Origin of the sequence: Streptomyces sp. MZ04 (assembly GCF_004684775.1) — a bacterium.
Lineage (GTDB): Bacteria > Actinomycetota > Actinomycetes > Streptomycetales > Streptomycetaceae > Streptomyces.
In genome coordinates this window covers 1-23808 of record NZ_SRIC01000114.1, presented here as the reverse complement: position 1 = coordinate 23808, position 23808 = coordinate 1, and the positions used below count along the sequence as shown (strand labels likewise).

The following is a 23808-nucleotide window of genomic DNA, read 5'->3' as shown; positions in this document are numbered from 1 at the left end:
GGGTGGTCTTGGGGGGCTTCGCCGTGCGGGTTCTGCTGGGCGTGGGGGAAGTCTTCGGGGGCGTGGTGGACGGCTTCGCGGCGGGCTCCGAGACGCCGGCCTCCGGCGTGCCCGCCGCCTTCGCGTCGCCGTCGCCGCCGCTGTCGTCATCGCTGCCGCAGCCGCTCAGCACGAGGGCGAGCACCGCCGCGGTGGCGGCCGCCATGGAAGTCTTTCTGCGCACGGGAGTTGATTTCCTGTCAGGTTTGGATGGCGTGGATTGAATTCCCGGGGAGGGGGGAATTTCCTATGCGATACGTTCATCAACCCGAGCGAGCGTGTCACAGGAAACGCGCGGGATTCCAGGCCAACTGGATATGTTCTAAAGGTCAGTTGGGCTGATCCTGAGTTATGCGAATTGCGAATTCCCGCGCCAGAGGCTAGTGGCGTACGTCACACCCGTTGCTCCGATGGTTGTGCTACCTTGCGAACAGCACGTGTGAACGCCGCCTCTCTGCGGCGCCGGTGCTGATCTCCTCTCTTCCGCCTCCTCGGAGGCCACTTTCTCTCCGCCCGTCGTACGTGGCGTGATCACTCCGCCCCGCCGGGCCCTTCATTCGCATGTCTGCGAAAGGAACCCACCATGAGCACCGCAACCATCACCCCGAACAGGGAATCCACCATGGAATCCACCAAGGAATCCACCAAGGAATCCACCAGGGAATCCACCAAGGAATTCGCCAAGGGATCCACCACGGCCACGGTCAAGGCCGCCTCCGGCATCCTCGACCTCGCCCACGGCGCCACCGGTCATCTCCGCACCGGTGACTGCCTTCCCACCCCCAACGACGTGCAGGTCCCTGCCGCCCTCATCCGCCGGCTCGGCCTGCGCCCCGGCGACCTCGTCGAGGGCGAGTGCGCACGGCCCCGCACGCTCACCGACGTCCACCGGGTCAACGGCCACTCCGCCGAGGCGCTCCGCAGGCGCGCCCGGTTCGCGGACCTCACCCCGCTGCACCCCCGCGAGCGGCTCCGTCTGGAGACCCCCGGAGGGTCCGTCGCGACCCGGCTCGTCGATCTCGTCGCCCCCGTCGGCAAGGGGCAGCGCGGCCTGATCGTCGCGCCGCCGAGGACCGGTAAGACGGTCCTCCTCCAGCAGCTCGCCGCCGCCGTCGGCGCGAACCACCCCGAGGCGCACCTCATGGTCGTGCTCCTCGACGAGCGGCCCGAAGAGGTCACCGACATGAAGCGGTCGGTACGCGGTGAAGTGCTCGCCTCGACCTTCGACCGGCCCGCCAAGGAGCACATCGCCCTGGCCGAACTCGCCGTCGAGCGCGCCAAGCGGCTCACCGAGGAGGGCAAGGACGTCGTCATGCTCTTCGACTCCCTCACCCGGCTCTGCCGCGCGTACAACAACGCCGCGTCCAGCGGTGGCCGCACCCTCTCCGGTGGCGTCGACGCCGCCGCCATCCAGGGCCCCAAGCGGCTCTTCGGCGCCGCGCGGCTCGCGGAGGAGGGCGGGTCGCTGACCATGCTCGCCACCGTGCTCGTGGAGACCGGATCGCGCGCCGACGACTACTACTTCGAGGAGCTCAAGGGCACCGGCAACATGGAGCTCCGCCTCGACCGCGGCATGGCCGAGCGGCGGGTCTTCCCCGCCGTGGACATCACCCCTTCCGGTACGCGCCGTGACGAACTGCTCGTGCCCGCCGACGAGTTGACCGCCGTACGCGGACTGCGCCGCGCCCTGCACGGCCGTGACGCGCAGGGCAACCTGGAGGCGCTGCTCGACCGCATGCGCAAGACGCCGAGCAACGCCGCCTTCCTGCGGCAGGTGCGGCAGACCGTGCCGGGTGCCAACTCGCCCGACATCAACGGAAGTTGAGAGGCGTCGTCACGGACGTGTGACGTGCACCCGATAGCTGCCGTCCTTCTCGACGCCCGCCACTGTGACGCGTACGTCCGTCTTCTTGTCCACGAAGGTCTGCCCCGGCCCGTACGGCGCGTCGGAGAGCTCCGCGTGGACGTTCGGCCGCCGTGTGCAGCCGCCGCTGTCCTTCGCAGAGTCGGCGACGGTGACCGGGCCGTGGCCCGTGTCGATCTCCGCGTTCACCCGGTAGACGAGCACGCCGGGTTTGCAGACCCCCTCGTCGTTGCCGCCCTGGGTGCGGACCTCGATCGCGTACCCCGTCTTCTCGTCCATCGGCACGAAGGCGAGCTTGGTGCCGCCGCGCCCGGCCAGCGGGGTCAGCGTGTGCTCGGTGGTCCCGGAGTTGGACGCGCAGCTGATCTGGTCGTCGTCGAGCCAGCCCAGCTTCCACTTGTGCCAGGCCAGCAGGTCGTTGTTGGCGCCCCAGTCCTCGCTCATGATGTCCCAGTGGCCGACCGCCCCGCCGCCCTCCTGCGTATAGAGGTCGGGCAGGCCGAAGGTGTGGCCGTTCTCGTGCGGGAGCACGCGGTAGCCGGTCTCGCGGTAGCCGCCCGAGCCGTCGTCCTGGCGGCTGTAGATGAAGGACGCGTTGGCGACCGGGACGCCGTCGGCGACGGGTGCCTCGGTGTTGCCCGCGAAGGTCACCGAGAGGACCGTGTCCAGCGCTGAAGGGCCCGCGTTCGGCGTGACGAGGATGTTCACCAGGTCGTACTCGCGGAAGTCCACGTCCGGATCGGCGGTCGCCACGATGTCCTGGACGAGCTCGCGGTACCCCGGATCGAAGGGGGCGCCCCGCTCTATCCCGTACTCCTTGAAGCTCTTCGGCATGCGCAGCCAGTCGGGCACGGGGGACTCGGGGCGGTAGTCGAGCCGCCCGTAGGAGCTGGTGCGGAACCACTCCGAGGTCTGCGGGAAGAACTCGGCGAGGCGCTCCATGGCGCTGCCATCGCCGGGGGCGTCGGAGAAGTCGACCATCAGGTTCAGGGCCCGGACGGTGCCCGTGGAGCGCGAGTACCCGGCCGGCGTGGGTACGCCCTCCGACATCTGGACGCCCATCGTGCCGTTGATCATGCAGGGGCCCAGTGCGGTCGCGCGGGCCAGGGACACGGGGCCCGCTGCCGTGGGGGAGTCCTCCATCAGGCGGCCGGTGCTCGCCGACGTGGTGACCGTGAGGGCGAGGGCCGCGCAGGTCGCGAGTGCCGCGCCGCGCCGGGCTCCGCGTATCCGCCGCCAGGTCGGCTGCTGCATACATGGGCCTTCCCGTCGCGGCAGCCGCAGGTCCTGGCTGCACCCTGTTCGATCACCCTCTGCCGGGGTCCGCGCGGGCGCTCGCTGGGTGCGACCGATCGTGGGTTTCTCGTCCGCGCAGGTGTGACTCAGGTCACGGGAAAGAGGTCGGCGGACCGGAAATATCCGGGGACTGTCTCCCCGTTTAGACCTGTGTCCGAGCGAAACGGGGAGTGATTCCCCGCATCGCGACCCAGCAGTCAGACAGCAGCAGTCAGACAGCAACAGTCAGACAGCGACAGTCAGACCACTACTTCGAGGAGTGCCTCGTGGATACCGCCACCGCACCGCAGCGCAAGGCGACCCGCCCGCGGGCCGACGCCCTGCGCAACCGGGAGCGGATCGTCGCCGCCGCACGCGAGATGTTCGTCGAGTTCGGCCCCGATGTGCCGCTCGACGAGGTCGCGCGCCGCGCCGGCGTGGGCAACGCCACGGTCTACCGGCACTTCGCGGACCGGGCCGAACTGGTCCACCAGGTCGTCCTGTCGGTGACCGACCGCGTCGCGGAGCACGCCGAGCGCGCCCGCGTCCGGATGGAAGCCGACGAGGACGCCGTATTCGACGCCCTGCGGGAGTTCGTGCACGCCGCCGCCGACGAGCGGATCAGCGCCCTGTGCCCGATGCTCCAGGAGACGTTCGACCCCGACCACCCCGATCTGATCGACGCCCGCGACCGGCTCGAGGCCGGGATCGAAGGGCTCATGGAGCGGGCGCGCGCCGCCGGGCAGCTGCGCACCGACATCGCCGTCGGAGACCTGATGGTCGCCCTCTCCCAGCTCACCAGGCCGCTGCCCGGGACGGCGTGCTTGAACATGGACCGTTTCATCCACCGTCATCTGCAGCTGTTCATGGACGGCCTGATGGCACCGGCACGCTCCGAGCTGCCAGGTGAGGCGGCGACTTTGGAGGACCTCCGCCAGTAGGTCGGCAATGAGCCCCGCCTGACGTCTCCCGTCGCACACCGCTTCACGTATCTCCCTTCTCCCTTCTCGCTTCTCGCTTCTCCCTTCTCGGTTCTCGTTACGTCAGTTACGTCACTTCTTTCACTCTCGTACCGCTAGGTGGCTATCCCCATGTCTGAAACAGATCCCAGGCGCTGGAAAGCGCTGATCTTCATCGCGCTCGCGCAGCTGATGGTCGTGCTCGACGCGACCATCGTGAACATCGCGCTGCCCTCCGCCCAGCAGGACCTGGGCATCTCGGACGGCAACCGCCAGTGGGTCATCACGGCCTACGCGCTGGCCTTCGGCGGCCTGCTGCTCTTCGGCGGCCGGATAGCCGACCTGTGGGGGCGCAAGCGCGCCTTCGTCGTCGGTCTGGTCGGCTTCGCCGTCGCCTCCGTCCTCGGCGGCGCGGCCAATGGCGAGGCCATGATGCTCGGCGCCCGTGCGCTGCAGGGTGCGTTCGGCGCGCTGCTCGCGCCGGCCGCGCTGTCGCTGCTCGCGGTGATGTTCACCGATGCCAAGGAGCGCGCCAAGGCGTTCGGCATCTACGGTGCGATCGCCGGTGGTGGCGGCGCCGTGGGCTTCATCCTCGGCGGCACGCTCACCGAGTACCTGGACTGGCGCTGGACGTTCTTCGTCAACGTCCCGTTCGCGATCGTGGCCGCCCTGGGCGCGTACTTCGTGATCCGTGAGCCCGCCGAGGGCCGCAACCGTTCGCCGCTCGACATCCCCGGCGTGATCCTGTCCAGCCTCGGCCTCGTCGCCCTGGTCTACGGCTTCACCCGCGCCGAGTCCGCCGGCTGGTCCGACGGCCTGACGATCGGCATGTTCGTCACCTCCGCCGTGCTGCTCGCGGCCTTCATCGTCACCGAGGCCAAGGTCAAGGCGCCGCTCCTGCCGCTGCGCGTCCTGACCGAGCGCAACCGCGGCGGTGTCTACCTGTCGCTGGGTCTCGCGGTCATCGCGATGTTCGGCACGTTCCTGTTCCTCACCTACTACCTGCAGATCGTGCAGGGCTACTCGCCGGTGAAGACCGGCTTCGCGTTCCTGCCGATGATCGCGGGCATGATCGTGGGCTCCACGCAGATCGGCACCCGTCTGATGACCCGGGTCCCGCCGCGCCTGCTGATGGCGCCGGGCTTCCTGGTCGCCGCGGCCGGCATGCTGCTCCTGACCCAGATCGAGATCGGCTCCTCGTACACGACGCTGGTCATGCCGGCGCTGCTGCTGCTCGGCCTCGGCATGGGTACGGCGTTCATGCCCGCCATGTCCCTGTCCACGCACGGCGTCCAGGCGCGTGACGCCGGTGTCGCCTCCGCGATGGTCAACACCTCGCAGCAGGTCGGCGGCGCCATCGGCACGGCCCTCCTGAACACCATCGCCGCATCCGCCACGACCGCGTACGTCACCTCGCACGCGGCGGGCGCGACGACTCCGGCGGCGCAGAAGCTGCTCCAGTCGCAGTCCATGGTCGAGGGCTACACCAGCGCCATCTGGTGGGCGGTCGGCATCCTGGTGGTCTCCGCCGCGATCGCCTTCGCGTTCATCAACACCGGTGCCCAGAGCGGCTCTTCGGCCGCTTCGGGCGACGGCGAGGGTGCCGGCGGTGTCGGCAAGGAGGACGAGGTGCGGATCCCGGTGGTCGCGCACTGACCCCCGCTCGTTTCACGCGTAGGTAGGACCTAGCGGAGCCAGGGAAGGTCCGCACCGGCCTCCTTGGGCTGAAGTCCCTCGGCGACGATCATCATGATCTCGCCGAGGGACTTCTGCTGTTCCGGGCTGAGCCGGTCGAAGAGGGCCTGGCGTACGGCGGAGACATGGCCGGGCGCGGTCCTGCGCAGCACCTCGAACCCGTCGTCGGTGAGGATCGCGAACTGGCCGCGCTTGTCGGACGGGCAGTCCTCGCGGCGCACCCAGCCGTTCTTCTCCAGGCGCGCGATCGCGTGCGAGAGCCGGGACCGGGTGATCTTGCTGTTCCTCGCCAGCTCGGTCATCCGCAGCCGCCGCCGCGGCGCGACGGAGAGCTGGACGAGCAGGCTGTAGTAGATGTGCGGCATGCCCGCGTCACGCTGCAACTGGCGGTCGAGGTGATCCTCCAGGAGCGTGGTGGCGTGCAGATACGCGAGCCAGGTGCGCTGTTCTTCGTCGTTGAGCCAGCGCGGTGCCGTGTCCATGTGTTCCACTGTACGCAGCCCTTTCTTGAAAGTTAAAGTTGTTCGGAGGTGCCGTCATGACCGAATCCCTGGAGCGCATGCCCGCCCTGTACCTCAGTCACGGCGCGCCGCCGCTGGCCGACGACGCACTCTGGCCCGACCAGCTCAAGGCTTGGTCGACCGACCTGCCGCGCCCCAAGGCCATCCTGATGGTCTCCGCCCACTGGGAAGAGGCTCCGCTCGCACTCGGCGCCACTGAGACGGTGCCGCTCGTCTACGACTTCTGGGGCTTCCCCGAGCATTACTACCAGGTGACGTACGCCGCTCCCGGCGCCCCCCAACTGGCTGATTCCGTACGGGCGTTGCTGCGCGGGGCGGGCATGCCGGCGCAGGACATCCCGGACCGCGGGCTCGACCACGGGGCGTACGTCCCGCTCGTCGAGATGTACCCGGCCGCCGACATCCCCGTCCTCCAGATCTCCATGCCCACCCTCGATCCGCAGCGCCTGATGGACATCGGGCGCAGGCTGGCGCCGCTGCGGGACGAGGGCGTGCTGATCGTCGGCAGCGGCTTCTTCACGCACAACCTGGCGGCGCTGCGGCAGGGCGGCACGCCGTCCTGGTCGGTGGAGTTCGACGTGTGGGGGCGCGAGGCTCTTGAGGCGGGGGACGTGGACGGGCTGCTCGACTTCGCGCACAAGTCCCCGGCGGGGCAGCTGGCGCATCCGCGTACGGAGCACTTCGCGCCGCTGTTCGTGACGCTGGGGGCGGCGGAGGCGGTGGGGGACCTGGGTGATCAGAGGAGCGTGATCGACGGCTTCTGGATGGGGTTGGCGAAGAGGTCGGTGCAGTTCGGCTGAGGGCGCGGGCTTTCAGGCGAGCGGCTCGCTGAGCTCGATCGCCCGCAGGGCCGCCGTCAGGGCCCGCTCGTCGCCGACGTCCATTGCCGTGTCCGTGAACTTGATGACGTGCTCGTCGCCGTGTGCCAGGGCCCGCTCGAAGACCTCATCGGGGGCGAAGGTGCCGGGTGCGGTGTATGCGACCGGGGCGTCGGGGGCGTACATCGAGGTCACGGCGGCCGAAGCCGTCCAGGCCGCGTGCAGGCTCGGCACCCACAGGGCGCGGGGGAGCGCGGGCAGGGTGCGCAGCACGGCGTTGGGCGCCGTCGCCGCGTGCACCAGCATCGTCTCCTCGCCGTGGCCGTGCGTGGCATAGCGGTGGGTCGCCGCCCGCACCAGCTCGGTGAGCCTGCGGTGCGCCTCGTCGGGCCCGGTCACGTCCGCCGCCCACACGGGCAGCCGCGTCACCAGACCGAGCCGCGCGGGGAAACCCTGGGCGCCTTCTTCCGGGATCGGCGGTACGGCGTCCAGGGCGGCGGCCGCGCTGTCGGCACCCGGCAGCGGGGCGATGGCGGAAACGGGGTGGTGGCGGGCGGCCCAGTAGCCGAGGCCATGGGCGAGTTCGGCGACGCGGGGTCCGGTCGCGTCACCCGGGTCGGCCGCCAGGAGGGTGCGCACCGCGTGGCCGACGCGGATCACCGGGTGGGTGGAGCCGCCGTACATGCCGGGCAGCAGCCGCGGCCACCACCGGGCGAGCACGTCGCGCCAGGGGCGTTCGGCCACCTCGCGCCCGAAGTACGCGATCCAGTCCGCCGCCCGGCGCGAATCACCGAGGGCCTCGCGCCAGTTGTCGCCGGTGACTCTCTCGACGGCGCCCGGGAACTCCTCCAGCTTCGGCGCGTACAGCTCGAGCCAGCGGTGGACCTCGCCGGATTGCCCGTGCGCGGCGAGCGCCTCGACGGCCATCGGCGCGTGGTTGGTGAGCCGCCCGAGCCGCTCGGGCCCGGAGGCGTGCAGTCGCTGGAGGGCTTCGTCGAGGGTGCCTGTGTCGTCCATGGGGGCACGCTAGGCGGGTCGTCGGCGGGGCGTAACGGGCTTGCGGCCTAGGCCGGGACCTAGGTCCCGGGGGACCCGAGGGGGCGCTCGTACCAGGCGACGTCCCAGTAGCGGCCGAACTTCCGGCCCACCTCCCGGTACGTGCCGACGTGCCGGAAGCCGAAGCGTTCATGGAGGCGGTGCGAGGCGTCGTTGGGCTGCGCGATCCCGGCGTAGGCGCGGTGCAGGTCAGACGTCGCGGCCTCGCCGTCGAGGGCCTCGAAGAGCGCCTTGTACAGCAGCGTGCCGATGCCGCGGCCGCCGGCGTCCGGCGCGCAGTAGACGCTGACTTCTACTGAAGTGGCGTACGCGGGCTTCGGCCGGAAAGGGCTGCTGGTCGCGTATCCGAGCACGCGGCCCGAATCCCGCTCCTGGGCAACCATCAGGCGGTGCGGGCCGTCTTCAGGGTGGGAGAGCAGCCAAGGGCGGCGCTCTTCCGGCAGGAAGACGGCTGTGTCGAATGTGATCGCCGTCTCACGTACGTAGTGGTTGTAGATGCCGGTCAGGGCCTCGATGTCGGCCTCAGTGCCCGGCCTGACCTGCACCTCCGTACGTTCCGACGGCATCCGGCCTCCCCTTGTGGCCGCACAGGGTACTGCAACGTCGAGAAAATAGATGTGCGGCTTGGGAATTCTGTCCGGATTCCAGTCGTTGTTTCCATCGGAAGCAGGGCACCCGGAAGGGTGTGGTTTCCACCACAGAGGCCCGTGAAAAGGCCGACCAGGACCTCCACACGCAAGGGAGCACGCATGGCAACCCGTGCCGTCGCCCGTCGTAAGTCCGCCTCCACCGGCGAGACCGACGCGGCACGCAGTGTTCGCGCCGTAGGCGGGGAGATCGCCGACCGCGACCTGGTCGGCATGTACCTCGACGAGATCGCGCGTACGCCGTTGCTCGACGCCGCCAAGGAAGTCGAGCTGTCCCAGATCATCGAGGCGGGTGTCTACGCGCGGAAGATACTCGACGGAGACGTCGAGGACTCCGTCGCGGGCGCGGCCGCGTCCCGCGAGGAGCTGGAGGCGCTGGTCGCCGACGGCGAGCGCGCCAAGGACGTCTTCATCCGGTCGAACCTGCGACTCGTCGTGGCCGTGGCGCGGCGCTACCCGCGCAGCGGTCTTCCCCTCCTCGACCTGATCCAGGAGGGGAACGCGGGCCTGGTGCGCGCGGTCGAGAAGTTCGACTACGCCAAGGGCTTCAAGTTCTCCACGTACGCCACGTGGTGGATCCGCCAGGCCATCACGCGCTCCATAGCCGACCAGTCCCGCACCATCCGCCTCCCCGTCCACCTGGTGGAGGAGCTGGGCCGGATCCGGCGCGTCCAGCGCGAGTTCAACCGTAAGAACGGCCGCGATCCCGAGCCCGAGGAAGTCGCGGCCGAGCTCGACTCGACCCCGGCGCGGGTCATCGACGTCCTGGACTGGGCCCGCGACCCGGTCTCGCTGAACATGGGCGTGGACGACGACGGCGACACCCAGTTCGGCGACCTGCTCGAGGACACCTCGGCGGTCTCGCCCGAGCAGTCCGTCCTGACACTGCTGCGCAGCGAGGAACTGGACGACCTGATCGGCCGCCTCGACCAGCGCACGGCCTCCATCATCAAGATGCGGTACGGCATCGAGGACGGCCGCGAGCGGACGCTGACGGAGGTCGGCAAGCAGCATGGTCTTACGCGGGAGCGGATCCGTCAGATCGAGAAGCACGCGTTGCTGGAACTGAAGAAGCTGGCGCGGGACACGGGCTTCGACGCGGCGGCCTAGGCGGCCGGGCCTGTTCCGTCCCTGCGGTGACCGGCGAGGTCACAGGCGGACGATGACCAGGGCCGTGTCGTCGGTGTTGCCGGCCGGCGGGAGCAGTTCGGTCAGCAGCGTGTCGGCGAGGGTGTCGGCATCGGCCGACCCGTGGCGGGTGAGGCAGTCGGCGAGCCGCTGAAGGCCGGTGTCGATGTCTTCGCGGCGGCGTTCGATGAGTCCGTCGGTGTAAAGGACGAGCGTGGCGCCTTCGGGGAACGCGGTTTCGGCCTGGGGTCTGGGGGCGTGTTCGGGGCGGGCGCCCAGCGGCGGGTCGGTGGCCTTGTCGAGGAACTCGACGGTGCCGTCGGCGTGCAGCAGGGCGGGCGGGAGATGGCCGGCGCTGCTGTAGGCGAGGACGCGGCTTTCGCAGTCGACGACGGCCTGGAAAGCGGTGGTGGACTCGGCGCCGTCGATGTGACGGGCGTACCCCGTACAGGCCGAGCGCCTCGAGGGCGGCCGCGGGGCCGTCGGCCACCCGTACGGCCGCACTGAGCGCACTGCGGAGCTGTCCCATGACGCAGGCCGCGGGCAGGCCGTGGCCGACGACGTCGCCGACGGCTACCGCGATGCGGTCGCCGGGCAGTTCGGCCAGGTCGTACCAGTCGCCGCACACCTTCAGGGCGCCGACCGCGGGCCGGTAGCGCACAGCTGCCCGGTGGTGGCCGAGTGATGTGGGCGCGGGCAGCATCGCGGCCTGCAAGGTCAGTGCGACTTCGCGCCCCGGTCCTCGGCCCGGACGGGCGGGTGGCGCTGCTGTTGCACCGGGTGGAGGAGGTCACCGACGCCATGGCGTCGCGTTCCCCGGTGGCCGCCACGCGCAGCAGCGACGCCTGAAGGTTGCGCATGCCGGTCGCGCCCGGGGCGTTGGGGTTCTCGGGGAAGACGTCGAACAGGTAGCGGCCGACCACCTGGTCGCGGGTGCGCCCCGCCATCTGCAGAAACGCCTCGTTGACATCCGCGTACACCAGGTCTGGGGTGAGCAGCGCCACCGCGCCCGGCATGGCCTGGAACGCCGCTTCGTAACCGATCCCGGGTTGCTTCACGACGACGCAGCGTGCCCCGGCCGAACAGCCCAAGGGTTCCATTGGGCCATCAGAGGCATGTCACGGAACGTCAGAGGGGTTACGTGGTGGAGGCCTGCGTCAGGCGTGTGCCCAGGTCGCGTAGGTACTGGATCAGTTCCGGAGGCTCGTGTGCCCTGAAGTCGCAGTCGACCAGCGCCAGGCGGACCGCCAGCCATTCGATGGAGTCCGGCACCGTCGACCGCAGGCGGCAGGACGTGTCGGAGATCCGTTCCGGCGTGCCCAGCGTCGCGGGGAGGCGTGCCGCGACGAACTCCGCGGGGGCAGCGAACGTCACGTCGATGGCGTACGACTGCCGGCCGCGCCACATGGACTGGCGGATGTACTCCGCCGCGTCCCCGGTCGGCAGCTCCCGCGGAGCGAACCGCGCTCCCGTCGCGAACGGGGACGACACCCGGTCGACGCGGAACGTACGCCAGTCCTCGCGGTCGATGTCGTACGCCACCAGGTACCAGCGACGTCCCGTCGACACCAGCCGGTACGGCTCGGTCAGGCGGCGCGACTCCGTGCCGTCGCCCGCCCGGTACGCGAAGCGCAGGCGTTCCTGGCCGGCCGCCGCCGACGCCATCACCGTCAGCGTCTCGGGGGCGATGCTCGCCCCGTCCCCGCTGGTGAGAGGCATCGTGGCCATCTGGAGCGTCGAGACCCGGTGGCGCAGGCGTGAGGGGAGGACCTGCTCCAGTTTCGCCAGGGCCCGGACGGATGCCTCCTCGTCGTCGAGGACCAGCGGCGGCATCGCCTTGCCCGCGACCAGGCGGTATCCGCCGGCCGCCCCCTGGCTCGCCTGGACCGGGTAGCCGAGGTCCCGCAGCCGGTCGATGTCGCGCCGCACCGTGCGGCGGCTCACGCCGAGCCGCTCGGACAGCTCCCCGCCCGGCCACTCCCGCGGGGTCTGGAGCAGCGAGAGGAGTTGCAGCAGGCGTGCCGGGGTGTCCGTGTTCTCCGCGTTCTTGCTCATGTTCTCCATGGTGGCCGTTAATTAGGACGCCATCTGACCTATACGGGCTCTAGGTTCCTCTCATGACTTCCAGCAATCCCGCCTCACCGCCACCCACAGCCGCCGCCGTCGGCGACCGACGGCGCTGGTTTGCCCTCGCCATCGTGATGACCGCGGCCTTCATGGACCTCGTCGACGTCACCATCGTCAACATCGCGATCCCCTCCATCCAGAAGGACGCGGGCGCCACGTTCAGCCAGATCCAGTGGATCACCGCGGGCTACGCGCTCGCCTTCGCGGCCGGACTGATCACCGGTGGGCGGCTCGGTGACATCCACGGGCGCAAGCGGATGTTCCTGATAGGCATCGGCGGCTTCACGCTCGCCTCCGCGCTCTGCGGGTTCGCCGCCAACCCGGAGATGCTCGTCGCATCGCGGATCCTGCAGGGCGGCATGGCCGCGATGATGGTGCCGCAGGTCCTGTCGATCGTGCACGCCACCTTCCCGGCGCACGAGCGGGGCAAGGTCTTCGGGCTCTTCGGGATGATCGTGGGGCTCGGCGCGGTCTCCGGGCCGCTGCTCGGCGCGCTGCTCACCGAGTGGAATCTGTTCGGGCTCGAGTGGCGGCCGATCTTCCTCATCAACCTGCCGGTCGGCATCGCGGGGCTCGTTCTCGGGCGGAAGTTCATCAGCGAGTCCAAGGCGCCCAAGGCCCTCAAGCTCGACCTCGTCGGTGTCGTCCTGGTGACACTCGGCATGCTGATGGTGCTCTACCCGCTCACCCGTGGGCGGGAGTTGGACTGGCCGCTGTGGGGTTACGTGATGATGGCGGGCGGAGTCGTGGTCTTCGGCGCCCTCGTCGCGTACGAGAAGAGGAAGACGGCGAAGGACGGCTCGCCGCTCGTGGAGCTGTCGCTGTTCAAGGTGAAGAGCTTCGCGGCGGGCATCGCCGTACAGACCGTGTTCGGTGTCGCGATGGGCATCTTCTTCCTGGTCTGGACGCTGTACATGCAGGCGGGGCTCGGCTGGAGCGCGCTGCGGGCCGGCACGACAGGGGTGCCGTTCTCGATCGCCGTATCGGCGGCGGCCGGCATGTCCGTACAGCTGCTCGTGCCGCGCTTCGGACGCAAGGTGCTCCAGGGCGGCGCGCTCATCATGGCCGCCGGAGTGCTGCTCTACATCTGGGAGGCGGACCGGTACGGCGCGGACATCGCGTCCTGGCAGATGGCGCTGCCGCTGGCCGTGATGGGCGCCGGCATGGGGTTCATCGTCGCGCCCCTGACGGACGCCATCCTGTCGGACGTGCCGCGTGAGCACTCGGGGTCCGCGTCCGGGCTGCTCAACACCGTCCAGCAGATGGGCACGGCGCTCGGACTCGGCCTGGTCTCCGTGGTGTTCTTCGGCATGATCGACGAGAAGGCCGCGCCGAGCCAGGTGCCCGTGGAGATCGTGGACGCGTTCCAGAACTCGCTGTGGTGGGTGGTCGGCGTACTCGCCGTCATCTTCCTGCTGATGTTCGCCCTGCCGGGCAAGCCCCGGCAGCACGTCGAGGGCGCGGACGCCGGGGACGCCGGGGCCGAGGGTGCCGGTGAACTCCTTGAGGGGGAGCCCGTGTTGACGTCCTGATCTACATGCCGGCGGGGTGCGGCCCGGGTGGAGCCTAGAGCTCTGCCTGGGCCGCCGCCATGTCCAGGGACTCCAGTACGGCACGGGGGCTGCCGCCCTTCATGACGGCGGCGCCGATCTCCTTGCGGATGGCAGCCCGGACCATCGGCCACGACAGCAGGTTGACCGGCTGGAACTGTGCCTGCGGCATCTGGTCGATGAACTTCCACAGCGGACGCTGCGCCGAGTCCGCCCGCAGCGCGGCCGACGCCGAGCTGGTCACCGGGAGCGCGGCCTGGCCGCCGCCGTACGCCTTGGCCGACTTGCGGCCGTAGAGGTAGCTGAGGAACGTGCCGGACGCCTCGCCGTTGCCGTTCTGCCGGAACGCCATCAGCCAGTCGCTCAGGCCGATGGGCGCCGCCGCCCCGCCCTGCCGCCTCGGGAAGGCGGTGTGCGCGTAAGGGAACCTGTACTTGTCTGCGGCGCTCATGAGTACCGGATGGGCGACCAGCATCCCGATCTGGCCCTTCATGAACTGGGCGTACGCGTCCGTCCTGTTCAGCCCCGCCGGGTTCGCGCCCGCGAGCCCCGCGCCGACCAGCTCGTCCCGCAGCCAGGTCAGGGTCCGGACATTGCCCTCGGTGTTGAAGTCGTAGCTCGTCAGGCCCGCGAAGCCGCCGCCGTCCGCGAGCAGCCAGGACAGCATCTCGTCCTCGGCCGCCTCGGGCCCCAGTTGCAGGCCGTACGGCGTCTTCACGCCGAGCGCCTTCAGGGCCTGTGCCGCCGACACCAACTCGTCCCAGGACGTGGGTGCGGTGATGCGGGCCTGCTTGAACAGGGCCTTGTTGTAGAAGAGGCGCGGGGTGCTGGCCAGGAACGGGACGCCGTACTGGATGTGCTTGACCGAGCCGGCCTCCGCGTACGAGCGGGTGAAGTCGGCCTCGGTACGGATCTCGAAGAGGTCGGACGCGCTGTAGAGCTTGCCGTCCTTGGCGTAGGGGGCGAAGACGTTCGACTGTGCGATGTCGGGTGCGTCGCCGTCCTTCACGCGGCGGGCGAGCGTCCGGTCGAGCTTGTTGAAGGGGACGCGCTCCATGTCGATCTTGACGCTGGGGTGCGCCTTCTCGAAGGCGGCGATCAGTCCGCTCCACTGGTCGCCGATCGAGGAGCCCACGCTCTCGTCGTAGCTGGCCACGAGGAGTTTGAGGGTGGTCGCGTCGCCGTCCGACGAACAAGCGGTGAGCCCGAGCGCGGAGGCGCCGGAGAGACCGGCGGTGTGGAGAAGGAACTGCCGACGACGCACCGCTGTTGCCACCCTTATTGATCGCGTTCTGATCGCGTTCTGATCAGCGTTCTGATCGTGCTTGATCACATCGCACACGGACGGTGGCAGATTCTGTCACACGGGCACTTTGTGTCTACGAGGACCTGGTGCGGACGGCTGGCATAGCCTGCCTCCCATGCACGCACATGTGACCGGCTCGTCCGGTTCGCTCACCGAGCGCCGCAAGGCCGAGACGCGCCTGGACATCGCCCGTACCGCGGCCGCGCTCTTCGTCGAGAACGGGCTGCGTGCCACCCGAGCCGAGGACATCGCCCGCGCCGCGGGCGTCGCCCCGCGCACCCTCTACCGCTATTTCGCGACCAAGGAGGAGGCCGTCGCCCCGCTCTTCGCGGCCGGTGCGCAGCAGTGGGCCGAGGCGGTGCGGGAGGCGCCCGCCGCTCTGCCGGTGCGGGACGCGCTGCGGCACGCGGCGGAGCGGGCGCTGGCAGCCGACGACACCGGTGCGGCGGAGTCCCTGGAGTGGGTGCGGTCGCTGCTGCGGATGGCGGGGGAGAGCGCGGCGCTGCGGGCGGTGTGGTCCGACGCCTGCCATGGCTCGGAGCAGACGCTGGTCTCCGTGCTCGCCGAGCGGGCGGGGCGTTCCGGCGCCCCCTCGCTGGAGCTTCGGCTCGCGGCGGCGCTGGCGAGCGCGGCGGTCCGGGTGGCGGTGGAGACGTGGGCCGCCGGTGACGATCCCGCCGGGGGTCCTGCGGGCCCCGCGGCTCTGGCCGAGCGCTGCATCGAGGCGCTCGGAGACTTCCGCAGGCCGTAGGGCCGTAGGGCTGTAGGGCCGTAGGGCCGTAGGCCGTGGGGACCTTCAGTGGCCACCGTCAGACCTGAAGTCCGTTTGTGTCTGCCTGACGCCCGAACCTGTTTACTTTCCGGAAATCCAGTCGTAGTCTCCCAAGGAACCCACAAGCTCGGGCATCAGGCGGAGGCGAACGGACATGTACGCACCGGAGCGGCAGCAGGAGATCCTGCGGCTCGCGCGCGACGGCGGCCGGGTCGACGTGCTGTCGCTCGCCGAGGAGTTCCAGGTCACCGCGGAGACCATCCGGCGCGACCTGAAGGCCCTCGACCGCGCCGGTCTCGTACGCCGCGTCCACGGCGGTGCCATACCGGCCGGGCGCCTCGACTTCGAGCCGGACCTCGCCGAGCGCGAGGGCACCTCGGCCGACGAGAAGGACCGCATCGCGAAGGCCGCGCTCGCCGAGCTGCCGGCCGAGGGCAGCGTCATCCTCGACGCGGGCTCGACGGTCGCACGGCTCGCGGCCTCGCTCCCGCTCGAATCGACGTTCACCGTCGTCACGCACGGCCTGCCCACCGCGGCCCGCCTCGCCGACCACCCCGGCATCCAGCTGCATCTCATCGGCGGCCGGGTACGCAGCCGTACGCGCGCGGCGGTCGACGCGTGGGCGCTGCGGGCGTACGGAGAGATCCGCGCCGACGTCCTCTTCCTCGCCACCAACGGCTTCTCCGCGGAGGCCGGCCTGACCACCCCCGACCTCGCGGAGGCGGCCGTCAAGCGCGCCGCGATCGGCGCGGCCCGCCGGGTGGTCCTGCTCGCGGACTCCACCAAGCACGGCCAGGAACACTTCGCCCGCTTCGGCGACCTGGACGACGTGGACCTCCTGATCACCGACACCGGCCTCAGCCCGGAGGACGCGGCGGCGATCGAGGGCGGCGGCACGGAGGTCGTCCGCGCATGAGCACGACGAGTCCCAGTGAAGAGACGCGTCCCAGTGAAGAGACGCGTCCCAGTGAAGAGACGCGTCCCAGCGAACAGACGCGTCCCAGCGAAGAAACGCGTCCCAGTGAAGAAACGGTACGTACCCGCATGATCCTCACCGTCACCCCCAACCCCTCCCTCGACCGCACCTACGAGGTCCCCGCCCTGGACCGCGGTGAGGTCGTGCGGGCCACCGGGGAGCGGATGGACCCGGGCGGCAAGGGCGTCAACGTGTCGCGGGCGGTCGCGGCGGCGGGCGCGGACACCGTCGCCGTGCTGCCGCTCGGCGGGGCGCCCGGCGCGCTGGTCGCGCAGCTCCTGGACGAGCAGGGGATCAGGGTCGCGCCGGTCCCGGTCGCGGGCCAGACCCGGTCGAACATCGCGGTCGCCGAACCGGACGGCACGCTCACGAAGATCAACGCTCCCGGTCCCGAACTGACCGTGGAGGAGGCCGAGTCGCTGCTCTCCACGGTCCGGGCGCGCTCGGCCGGGGCCGACTGGATCGCCTGCTGCGGCAGCCTCCCGCGCGGCCTCGCGCCTTCCTGGTACGCCGAGTTGGTGGCCCGCGCGCACGCGGCGGGCGCCCGTATCGCCCTGGACACCTCGGGCCCGGCCCTGCTCGCCGCCCTCGCCGAGCGCCCCGACGTGGTCAAGCCGAACGCCGAGGAGCTCGCGGAGGCGGTGGGCCGCCCGCTGGCCACGGTCGGCGACGCGGTCAAGGCCGCCGAGGAGCTGCGGGAGCTGGGCGCGCGTGCCGTGCTCGCCAGCCTCGGGGCGGACGGCCAGCTCCTGGTCGACGACTCGGGCACGTACTTCGGCAGCGCCCGCGTCGACGCCGTACGCAGCAATGTCGGCGCCGGTGACTCCTCCCTGGCCGGTTTCCTCATCGCGGGCGGCACCGGCGCGGACGCCCTCGCATCGGCCGTGGCGCACGGCGCGGCGGCGGTCCAGCTGCCGGGCAGCGCGATGCCGACGCCCGCGGACCTCGCACCGGACGCGGTCACGGTGACGACGGAGGTCCCCCTGGACCGCGCGCTGACGGAGCCGGCGTCATGACTCCCCGCCCCCACAAGCCAACTCCCCTGCGAAGGAGCCCGCGATGAGCGAGATGATCACCGCGGAACTGGTCGACCTCGAACTCGACCGGTCCGCCGGAACCAAGGAAGCGGCGGCCCGCGCCCTCGCCGAACGCATGGTGTCCCTGGGCCGGGTGACCGACCTGGAGGGTTTCCTCGCCGACGTGGCGGCCCGTGAGGCGCAGATGCCGACCGGCCTCGACGGCGGCATCGGCATCCCGCACTGCCGCAGCGCCCACGTCACCGAGCCGACCCTGGCCTTCGGCCGCTCGGCGGACGGCATCGACTTCGGGGCGCCGGACGGCCCCGCGGACCTGATCTTCCTGATCGCCGCTCCGGCGGGCGCGGACGACGCCCACCTGACGATTCTGTCGTCGCTGGCACGGCAGTTGATGGACGGGGAGTTCACGAGCGCGCTGCGGGCGGCGACGGACGCCGGGACGGCAACGACTCTGATCCGGGGTGAGGGGCGGGCGGCTGGGGAAACGACAACAGAAACCCCCACCGGCCCGCAGCCGGAGAGCGACCCGCCCCCGGCGGAGCCGTTCCGCATAGTGGCGGTAACTTCCTGCCCCACGGGCATAGCCCACACCTACATGGCAGCGGAATCCCTGGAGAACGCGGCCCGCGAGGCAGGCGTGGAGCTGGCGGTGGAGACGCAAGGCTCCGCCGGCTTCACCCGCCTCGACCCGGCGGTCGTCGCCTCCGCGGACGCGGTCATCTTCGCCCACGACGTCCCCGTACGGGAAAAGGACCGCTTCGGCGGGAAGCCCACCCTCGACGTGGGCGTGAAGGCGGGCATCAGCCGCCCGGCGGAACTCATCGCGGAGGTCCGCGGGAAGGCGGCCCGCGGCGAGACCACCGCGGCCGGTGCCCCCAGCCCGGTGGACAACGCGGGCGACAGCGGCGACGGCTACGCCACCAAGCTGCGCAAGTGGCTGATGTCCGGCGTCAGTTACATGGTCCCGTTCGTCGCCGCGGGCGGCCTCCTCATCGCCCTGGGCTTCGCCATCGGCGGCTGGCGGATCGACAAGGCCCCGTCCGTCGCCGAGCACTTCGTGTGGACGGACACCACCAGCTGGGCCGCGCTGCTCTTCCAGATCGGCGGTCTCGCCTTCGCCTTCCTGGTGCCGGTCCTGGCCGGCTACATCGCGTACGGAATGGCCGACCGGCCGGGTCTGGTCCCCGGCTTCGTCGGCGGCTCGGTCGCCGTCACCATCAACGCGGGCTTCCTCGGCGGCCTCGCGGCCGGTCCGATCGCGGGCGGCGTGGTGATGGGGATCCAGCGGGTCCGGATCCCGCCCGTCCTGCGCGGCATCATGCCCGTCGTGGTGATCCCGCTGATCTCGTCGGCGGTCGTCGGCTTCCTGATGTTCCTGGTGATCGGAAAGCCGATCGCCTCGCTGCAGAGCGCGCTCACGGACTGGCTCGAGGGCCTCTCCGGCGCCAACGCGATCATCCTCGGCGTCATCCTCGGCCTGATGATGTGCTTCGACCTCGGCGGTCCGCTGAACAAGGTCGCGTACGCCTTCGCCGTCGGCGGCCTGGCCAACCCGACCGAGGGCAGCCTCAAGGTCATGGCCGCGGTGATGGCGGCCGGCATGGTCCCGCCGCTCGCCATGGCCCTCGCCACCACCGTCCGCGGCCGCCTCTTCACCAAGACGGAGCGCGAGAACGGCAAGGCGGCCTGGTTCCTCGGCGCCTCCTTCATCACCGAGGGCGCGATCCCGTTCGCCGCGGCCGACCCGCTGCGGGTGATCCCCGCCTCGATGGCGGGCGGCGCGGTCACCGGCGCCCTGTCGATGGCCTTCGACTGCACGCTGCGGGCCCCGCACGGAGGCGTCTTCGTGGTGCCGCTGATCGGCCGGCCGCTGCTCTACCTGGTGGCGATCGCCGCCGGTGTCGGCGTCTCGACCGTGACGGTCGTCCTGCTCAAGGGGGCCCGGAAGACGGGTCCTTCGGAGGGCGGGGAGAGTTCGGAGGGCGCGGAGGCCGCTGCGGAGGCCGTGCCGAAGGAGCAGGTCGCGGCGGCTGTCTGATCCCGCTGCTTGAGGCGGCTGTTTGAGCCCCATGGGCCCCTATGAGGGGGGTTGTGCGACATGCGTCACTTCAGGACGTAAGTCCCACGGCCCCCCTGTCGGAAGTCCCGGATCGTGTTGTCTACTGTGCGGCATGCTCCAGAATGTCTCGATCCTCCAGCAGACAGGCGTGGCCGTGCTCGCCGCCGCGACCGTCGTCTGGGCCGTGGGCCTGGTGCGGGTGCTGCGGCGCGACCGGTCCGACGCGGACGTCTGGCACCAGGCGCAGGCGCTGCGCGCACTGCCCGCGCAGTCGGGCCCGCCGCGTACGGAGACGGTGGAACTGACGCCGGACGAGCGGGCCGCTTTCGCCGGTCTTGTACGGCAGTTCGGCGAGGGTCGGTCCTAGCTAGGGCCTAGCTAGGGCCTAGTCGCGCGCTAGTTGGGCCCTTGGTCAGGACTGCTGCTGCGGAATGCTCCTGGCCCGCAGCTCCATCGCCTCGCGGGCCGCGCTCTCGGTGACGTACACCTCGCACATGTGCCGCTTGTCCGGCGTGACCGTGTGCTCGACCTCCCAGAGGCTGAGCTCGCTGCCGTCGAAGAGCAGGAACGCGTGCTCGTAGAGCGAGAAGCAGAAGCGGGCCTCGCCGGGCAGGCAGGGGCGCCCGAAGGCCTGCGTGATCTGGTGCGCGAACGCCGAACGCAGCTGCCGCGCGATCTCCTCGCCCGGCCGCCCCGCGCCGATCGGGTTCTCCGCGCGGCGCAGCAGCCGGCGCCCGTGGTCCGCCGAGTCGTCGGGGACATAGGTGTGCCGGGGCTCGTCCGGGGCCGGGAGCTGGAGCACGATGGGCTGCTCGCAAGCCGCCGGGATGGTGTCCGGCGGGAGCGGCAGCCGCGAGGTGGCGACGCCGGCCTCCTCCTCGTCCACGTACAGCTCGTGCCGGGCGTGGCCGCCGGGGTCCGTGTTGTGCACCAGCTCCCAGAGGGTGAGCGCGCTGGCGTCGGCGAGCAGCCACGTGTGCCGGTACGTCTCGCGGTGCAGGCCCGCGCTGTGGTGCGCGGAGTGCAGCGAACTGTCGTACGCGATCGCCGAGTCGAGGTGCCGTATCGTCTCGTCCGGCAGGTCGAAGGAGTTCAGGGCGTGGCCGAGGAGCCGCTCGAGGTGCTCCTGCGGAGATTGCGGGGGCTTCTGTTCGGGCGACTGGGGTGGTTCGTACGCTGTCTCGTACTCGTACGGAACGCTCAAGGTTTCTCCCGGCGTTGCTGCATGTCACCTTGTGAGTGCATACCGTAGCCCCTGGATCGGACATCATGTCCGTGAACGGGAAAACGTACGAGCCGCACGGCAAGTTCCCGTGCGGCTCGCGATGTTGAGGATGCTTTGAGGGGGCTGAGGCCCGGCCTGTGGCTAGCCGGCGCTGCCCGCCGTCCACTCGCTCCAGGACATGTTCCAGCCGTTGAGGCCGTTGTCCGGGGAGACGGTCTTGTCCGGGGAGCCCTTGACCGTCACGACGTCCCCGATCAGGGAGTTGTCGTAGAACCACGCGCCCTGCGTGCTGGAGTCGCCCGCGCCCTGCGCGTCCTGCAGGCCGACGCAGCCGTGGCTGGTGTTGGCGCTGCCGAAGATCGAGGGCGAGCCCCAGTAGTTGCCGTGGATGAAGGTGCCGGACGAGGACAGGCGCATCGCGTGCGGGACGTCCTTGATGTCGTACTCGCCGCCGAAGCCGACCGTGTCGCCGTTCATCCGCGTCTGCGTGAACTTCTCGGAGATCACCATCTGGCCGTTGTACGTGGGGTTCGACGGGCTGCCCGCGGAGATCGGGATGGTCTTGACGACCTTTCCGTCCCGCTCGACCGTCATCTTCTTGGCCTGCACGTCGACCGTGGAGACCTGCGCGCGGCCGATGGTGAAGCTGACCGTCTTGTTCTGTACGCCGGTGGCGCCCTCCGCGCCCTTCACGCCCTCCAGGTCGATCTTCATCGTGACCTTGGAGCCGGCCTTCCAGTACTCCTCGGGCCGGAAGTCCAGGCGGTTGTCCCCGAACCAGTGGCCGACGACCTTCTGGCCGCTGTCGGAGGTGACCTTGATGTGCGACTGGACGTCCTGCTTCTCCGTGATCGCCTTGTCGAAGGTGAAGGAGACCGGCATGCCGACGCCGACCTTGGTGCCGCCGTCCGGGGTGTAACTGCCGATGAAGCTGTTGGCCTCCGAGACGGTCGTGAAGATCGAGTTCTCCGTCGCCTCCTTGCCCTTGGCGTCCTCGGCGTTGGCCGTGATGCGGTACTTCATGCCGCGCTCCAGCTGGGCCTTGGGCTTCCAGCTGCTGCCGTCGGAGGAGAGCGTGCCGTCGACGGCCGCGCCGGTGGAGACCAGCGTCATCTTCACGTCGGTCAGCTTGCCGCCCTCGGCCTTGACGCCCGTGGCGTTGATGGAGGCGCCGGTCGAGCCGTCCTTGGCCGAGATGGTGATGGCGAGGCCGTCGGCGCCGTCCTTGCCCTTGCCGTTCTTGCCGTCGTCGTTCGCGTCCGCGTCGCCGCCGCAGGCCGTGAGGGTCAGCGCACCCGCGGCGGCGAGTGCGGCGGCTGCCAGCAGGGCGCGTCGCCGAGGCCTGGCTGTGTACGACGTTGTCACGGGCTGCTCCATCTATGTGCCAAGTGCGCGTTCTGGTCCAGTACGGGTAAAGAGCGACGTGCGGGCGGAAAGGTTCCGTCCGGATGATGTGAGCGCAGGCACAGGGGAGCCGCACCAACGTGGCCTGGTTGGTGCGGCTTTGAGGCTTTGGGGCTGTTGCTACCTGACCTACTCGACCTGCTTGCCGTAGAGGTCGAGATACGAGGGGAACGTGCCGCCGGGGGTCTGTACGGACTCCGCGGCCAGCATCGCCCGCACGATCGCGGTGGTCACCAGGTCGGCGCCCGCCGCGAGGATCTCGTTGAGGGCGAGGGGGTTGTCGGCGGCAAGCGCGTGCCCGCCGGTGGCGAGGGCGAAGACGGTGTCTCCGTCGTTGAGGAGATGGACGGGGCGCACGGCGCGGGCCATGCCGTCGTGCGACGTGCCGGCCAGCTTCTGCGCCTGGGCCTTGGTGAGTTCGGCGTCCGTGGCGACCACGGCGAGGGTGGTGTTCAACGGCGGCGGCCCGTTCTCGGCGGCGGCTTCGGCGAGGCGGCGCTCGGCCTCCGCGTGTACCTCGGGCGTGGGGTAGGCGACCTGCCGCCCCTCGAAGTACCGCCCGTACAGCGCGCCCGTCCGCGGGTCGACCCCCGAACCCGCGGCGTTCGCCACGACCAGCGCGGCCACGGTGATGCCCGAGTCCAGCCGGACGCTCGCGCTGCCGATGCCGCCCTTGACCCTGCCGACCACCGCGCCGGTGCCCGCGCCGACGTTGCCCTCCTGGACCGGGGCGAAGAGGTCGGTGCGTGCGGCGGCCTCCACTGCGGCGCGGCCCGTCGCGGCGTCGGGGCGTGCCGTGAAGTCACCGCCGCGCCCGAGGTCGAACACGCAGGCGGCCGGAACCACGGGGACGACGTGGGAGGGGTCGGGCCCCACCCGCACACCACGCCCCCGCTCCTCCAGCCACGCCATCACGCCGCTCGCGGAGTCGAGCCCGTACGCACTGCCACCGGTCAGGACGACCGCCTCGACGCGCTGCACCAGATTGCGGGGGTCGAGCGCGTCCGTCTCACGGGTGCCGGGACCACCACCGCGCACATCCACAGCGGCCACGGCGCCACCCTCGGGGGCGAGCACGACGGTGGTGCCGGTGAGGTGACCCGCGCGGGCGCCGCCGTCGAGGGTCGCGTGACCCACGCGCAGGCCCCGGACATCGGTCAGGGAGTCGGAGGTGGGGTGGCTCGGGACGTCGGAAGTCATGCCGAACTGCGTATCACGCGGGGCGCGGGGCGGGGGTGGATCGCGGCGTGGGGTTGTCTGGTGGGTAGGCGTGGTTCGGCTGCGTGTGGCCATCCGCCAGGTAGGGGTGAGGCGGACGCGTGTGGCCATCCGACGGGCGGGGGTGAGGCG

At 70.6% G+C, this 23808-nt stretch carries 20 protein-coding genes and 2 pseudogenes; 11 read left to right on the top strand and 11 right to left on the bottom strand.

All coding sequences use genetic code 11. The features are described from left to right. A pseudogene (locus E2651_RS22955) lies at positions 1–223 on the bottom strand (hypothetical protein); the annotation flags it as partial. 399 nt (positions 224–622) lie between these two features. Here E2651_RS22955 and rho point away from each other — a divergent pair. After that, the gene (rho, locus tag E2651_RS22950; RefSeq protein ID WP_245239112.1) at positions 623–1864 is read left to right on the top strand and encodes a transcription termination factor Rho; all 1242 of its coding nucleotides are present in this window, start codon (positions 623–625) and stop codon (positions 1862–1864) included. Between the two features lie 9 nt (positions 1865–1873). Here the strand turns inward: rho and E2651_RS22945 are convergent, their stop codons facing one another. Continuing rightward, positions 1874–3157, bottom strand: coding sequence for a M6 family metalloprotease domain-containing protein (locus E2651_RS22945; RefSeq protein WP_135333081.1), 1284 nt, complete (start codon positions 3155–3157; stop codon positions 1874–1876). A gap of 308 nt (positions 3158–3465) precedes the next feature. On the opposite strand from E2651_RS22945, the gene E2651_RS22940 reads away from it, so the two are divergent. Then, on the top strand, positions 3466–4119 hold the full coding sequence (locus E2651_RS22940) for a TetR/AcrR family transcriptional regulator (RefSeq protein WP_135333080.1): 654 nt from the start codon (positions 3466–3468) through the stop codon (positions 4117–4119). 150 nt (positions 4120–4269) lie between these two features. Beyond that, positions 4270–5793, top strand: coding sequence for an MFS transporter (locus E2651_RS22935; RefSeq protein ID WP_135333079.1), 1524 nt, complete (start codon positions 4270–4272; stop codon positions 5791–5793). Between the two features lie 29 nt (positions 5794–5822). Here E2651_RS22935 and E2651_RS22930 read toward each other — a convergent pair whose 3' ends face one another. Further along, positions 5823–6314: a MarR family transcriptional regulator gene (locus tag E2651_RS22930; protein WP_135333078.1), complete on the bottom strand. Its 492-nt coding sequence runs from the start codon at positions 6312–6314 to the stop codon at positions 5823–5825. Positions 6315–6370: 56 nt separating this feature from the next. Between E2651_RS22930 and E2651_RS22925 the strand changes: the two genes are divergently transcribed. Further along, the gene (locus tag E2651_RS22925) at positions 6371–7153 is read left to right on the top strand and encodes a class III extradiol ring-cleavage dioxygenase (RefSeq protein WP_245239111.1); all 783 of its coding nucleotides are present in this window, start codon (positions 6371–6373) and stop codon (positions 7151–7153) included. A gap of 12 nt (positions 7154–7165) precedes the next feature. Here E2651_RS22925 and E2651_RS22920 read toward each other — a convergent pair whose 3' ends face one another. Together E2651_RS22920 and E2651_RS22915 are read right to left on the bottom strand one after the other, a co-directional pair. After that, a complete protein-coding gene (locus E2651_RS22920) occupies positions 7166–8188 on the bottom strand; it encodes a questin oxidase family protein (RefSeq protein ID WP_135333077.1) in 1023 nt (340 codons plus the stop codon). 59 nt (positions 8189–8247) lie between these two features. Next, on the bottom strand, positions 8248–8793 hold the full coding sequence (locus E2651_RS22915) for a GNAT family N-acetyltransferase (protein ID WP_135333076.1): 546 nt from the start codon (positions 8791–8793) through the stop codon (positions 8248–8250). Between the two features lie 183 nt (positions 8794–8976). Between E2651_RS22915 and E2651_RS22910 the strand changes: the two genes are divergently transcribed. Then, positions 8977–9984 carry a sigma-70 family RNA polymerase sigma factor gene (locus tag E2651_RS22910; RefSeq protein ID WP_135333075.1) on the top strand — a complete coding sequence of 336 codons (1008 nt, stop codon included), beginning with the start codon at positions 8977–8979 and terminating at the stop codon, positions 9982–9984. 39 nt (positions 9985–10023) lie between these two features. Here E2651_RS22910 and E2651_RS22905 read toward each other — a convergent pair. Then, positions 10024–11060, bottom strand: a pseudogene (locus E2651_RS22905) (SpoIIE family protein phosphatase). A gap of 79 nt (positions 11061–11139) precedes the next feature. After that, the gene (locus E2651_RS22900) at positions 11140–12057 is read right to left on the bottom strand and encodes a WYL domain-containing protein (RefSeq protein WP_135333074.1); all 918 of its coding nucleotides are present in this window, start codon (positions 12055–12057) and stop codon (positions 11140–11142) included. A gap of 62 nt (positions 12058–12119) precedes the next feature. Here E2651_RS22900 and E2651_RS22895 point away from each other — a divergent pair, with 62 nt between their 5' ends. Next, on the top strand, positions 12120–13661 hold the full coding sequence (locus tag E2651_RS22895; RefSeq protein WP_135333073.1) for an MFS transporter: 1542 nt from the start codon (positions 12120–12122) through the stop codon (positions 13659–13661). A gap of 34 nt (positions 13662–13695) precedes the next feature. Here the strand turns inward: E2651_RS22895 and E2651_RS22890 are convergent, their stop codons facing one another. Then, the gene (locus E2651_RS22890) at positions 13696–14943 is read right to left on the bottom strand and encodes an extracellular solute-binding protein (RefSeq protein WP_135333072.1); all 1248 of its coding nucleotides are present in this window, start codon (positions 14941–14943) and stop codon (positions 13696–13698) included. Between the two features lie 157 nt (positions 14944–15100). Here E2651_RS22890 and E2651_RS22885 point away from each other — a divergent pair, with 157 nt between their 5' ends. The 5 genes from E2651_RS22885 (at position 15101) to E2651_RS22865 (ending at position 20196) form a co-directional block, all read left to right on the top strand. After that, positions 15101–15736: a TetR/AcrR family transcriptional regulator gene (locus tag E2651_RS22885; RefSeq protein ID WP_135333071.1), complete on the top strand. Its 636-nt coding sequence runs from the start codon at positions 15101–15103 to the stop codon at positions 15734–15736. A gap of 175 nt (positions 15737–15911) precedes the next feature. Continuing rightward, positions 15912–16673: a DeoR/GlpR family DNA-binding transcription regulator gene (locus E2651_RS22880; RefSeq protein WP_135333070.1), complete on the top strand. Its 762-nt coding sequence runs from the start codon at positions 15912–15914 to the stop codon at positions 16671–16673. Between the two features lie 128 nt (positions 16674–16801). Further along, complete coding sequence (pfkB, locus tag E2651_RS22875; protein WP_135333069.1) at positions 16802–17749, top strand: 1-phosphofructokinase; 948 nt, start codon at positions 16802–16804, stop codon at positions 17747–17749. A gap of 43 nt (positions 17750–17792) precedes the next feature. Beyond that, the gene (locus E2651_RS22870) at positions 17793–19808 is read left to right on the top strand and encodes a fructose-specific PTS transporter subunit EIIC (RefSeq protein ID WP_135333068.1); all 2016 of its coding nucleotides are present in this window, start codon (positions 17793–17795) and stop codon (positions 19806–19808) included. Positions 19809–19941: 133 nt separating this feature from the next. Next, a complete protein-coding gene (locus tag E2651_RS22865; RefSeq protein WP_135333067.1) occupies positions 19942–20196 on the top strand; it encodes a hypothetical protein in 255 nt (84 codons plus the stop codon). A gap of 45 nt (positions 20197–20241) precedes the next feature. Here the strand turns inward: E2651_RS22865 and E2651_RS22860 are convergent, their stop codons facing one another. The 3 genes from E2651_RS22860 to E2651_RS22850 form a co-directional block, all read right to left on the bottom strand. Then, positions 20242–21033 (bottom strand): DUF6227 family protein, encoded by a 792-nt coding sequence (locus E2651_RS22860; RefSeq protein WP_135333066.1) that lies wholly within the window; start codon positions 21031–21033, stop codon positions 20242–20244. 162 nt (positions 21034–21195) lie between these two features. Next, positions 21196–22431: an Ig-like domain-containing protein gene (locus E2651_RS22855; protein WP_135333065.1), complete on the bottom strand. Its 1236-nt coding sequence runs from the start codon at positions 22429–22431 to the stop codon at positions 21196–21198. A 156-nt stretch (positions 22432–22587) separates the two neighbouring features. Beyond that, on the bottom strand, positions 22588–23658 hold the full coding sequence (locus E2651_RS22850) for a P1 family peptidase (RefSeq protein ID WP_135333064.1): 1071 nt from the start codon (positions 23656–23658) through the stop codon (positions 22588–22590). Positions 23659–23808: the final 150 nt, after the last annotated feature.

What these genes read in the sequence shown, in the direction of transcription:
- rho (WP_245239112.1), top strand. Translation starts at nt 623, where the DNA reads ATGAGCACCGCAACCATCACCCCGAACAGGGAATCCACCATGGAATCC.
- E2651_RS22945 (WP_135333081.1), bottom strand. Translation starts at nt 3,157, where the DNA reads ATGCAGCAGCCGACCTGGCGGCGGATACGCGGAGCCCGGCGCGGCGCG.
- E2651_RS22935 (WP_135333079.1), top strand. Translation starts at nt 4,270, where the DNA reads ATGTCTGAAACAGATCCCAGGCGCTGGAAAGCGCTGATCTTCATCGCG.
- E2651_RS22930 (WP_135333078.1), bottom strand. Translation starts at nt 6,314, where the DNA reads ATGGACACGGCACCGCGCTGGCTCAACGACGAAGAACAGCGCACCTGG.
- E2651_RS22925 (WP_245239111.1), top strand. Translation starts at nt 6,371, where the DNA reads ATGACCGAATCCCTGGAGCGCATGCCCGCCCTGTACCTCAGTCACGGC.
- E2651_RS22920 (WP_135333077.1), bottom strand. Translation starts at nt 8,188, where the DNA reads ATGGACGACACAGGCACCCTCGACGAAGCCCTCCAGCGACTGCACGCC.
- E2651_RS22915 (WP_135333076.1), bottom strand. Translation starts at nt 8,793, where the DNA reads ATGCCGTCGGAACGTACGGAGGTGCAGGTCAGGCCGGGCACTGAGGCC.
- E2651_RS22910 (WP_135333075.1), top strand. Translation starts at nt 8,977, where the DNA reads ATGGCAACCCGTGCCGTCGCCCGTCGTAAGTCCGCCTCCACCGGCGAG.
- E2651_RS22900 (WP_135333074.1), bottom strand. Translation starts at nt 12,057, where the DNA reads ATGAGCAAGAACGCGGAGAACACGGACACCCCGGCACGCCTGCTGCAA.
- E2651_RS22895 (WP_135333073.1), top strand. Translation starts at nt 12,120, where the DNA reads ATGACTTCCAGCAATCCCGCCTCACCGCCACCCACAGCCGCCGCCGTC.
- E2651_RS22885 (WP_135333071.1), top strand. Translation starts at nt 15,101, where the DNA reads ATGCACGCACATGTGACCGGCTCGTCCGGTTCGCTCACCGAGCGCCGC.
- E2651_RS22880 (WP_135333070.1), top strand. Translation starts at nt 15,912, where the DNA reads ATGTACGCACCGGAGCGGCAGCAGGAGATCCTGCGGCTCGCGCGCGAC.
- pfkB (WP_135333069.1), top strand. Translation starts at nt 16,802, where the DNA reads ATGATCCTCACCGTCACCCCCAACCCCTCCCTCGACCGCACCTACGAG.
- E2651_RS22870 (WP_135333068.1), top strand. Translation starts at nt 17,793, where the DNA reads ATGAGCGAGATGATCACCGCGGAACTGGTCGACCTCGAACTCGACCGG.
- E2651_RS22865 (WP_135333067.1), top strand. Translation starts at nt 19,942, where the DNA reads ATGCTCCAGAATGTCTCGATCCTCCAGCAGACAGGCGTGGCCGTGCTC.
- E2651_RS22855 (WP_135333065.1), bottom strand. Translation starts at nt 22,431, where the DNA reads ATGGAGCAGCCCGTGACAACGTCGTACACAGCCAGGCCTCGGCGACGC.
- E2651_RS22850 (WP_135333064.1), bottom strand. Translation starts at nt 23,658, where the DNA reads ATGACTTCCGACGTCCCGAGCCACCCCACCTCCGACTCCCTGACCGAT.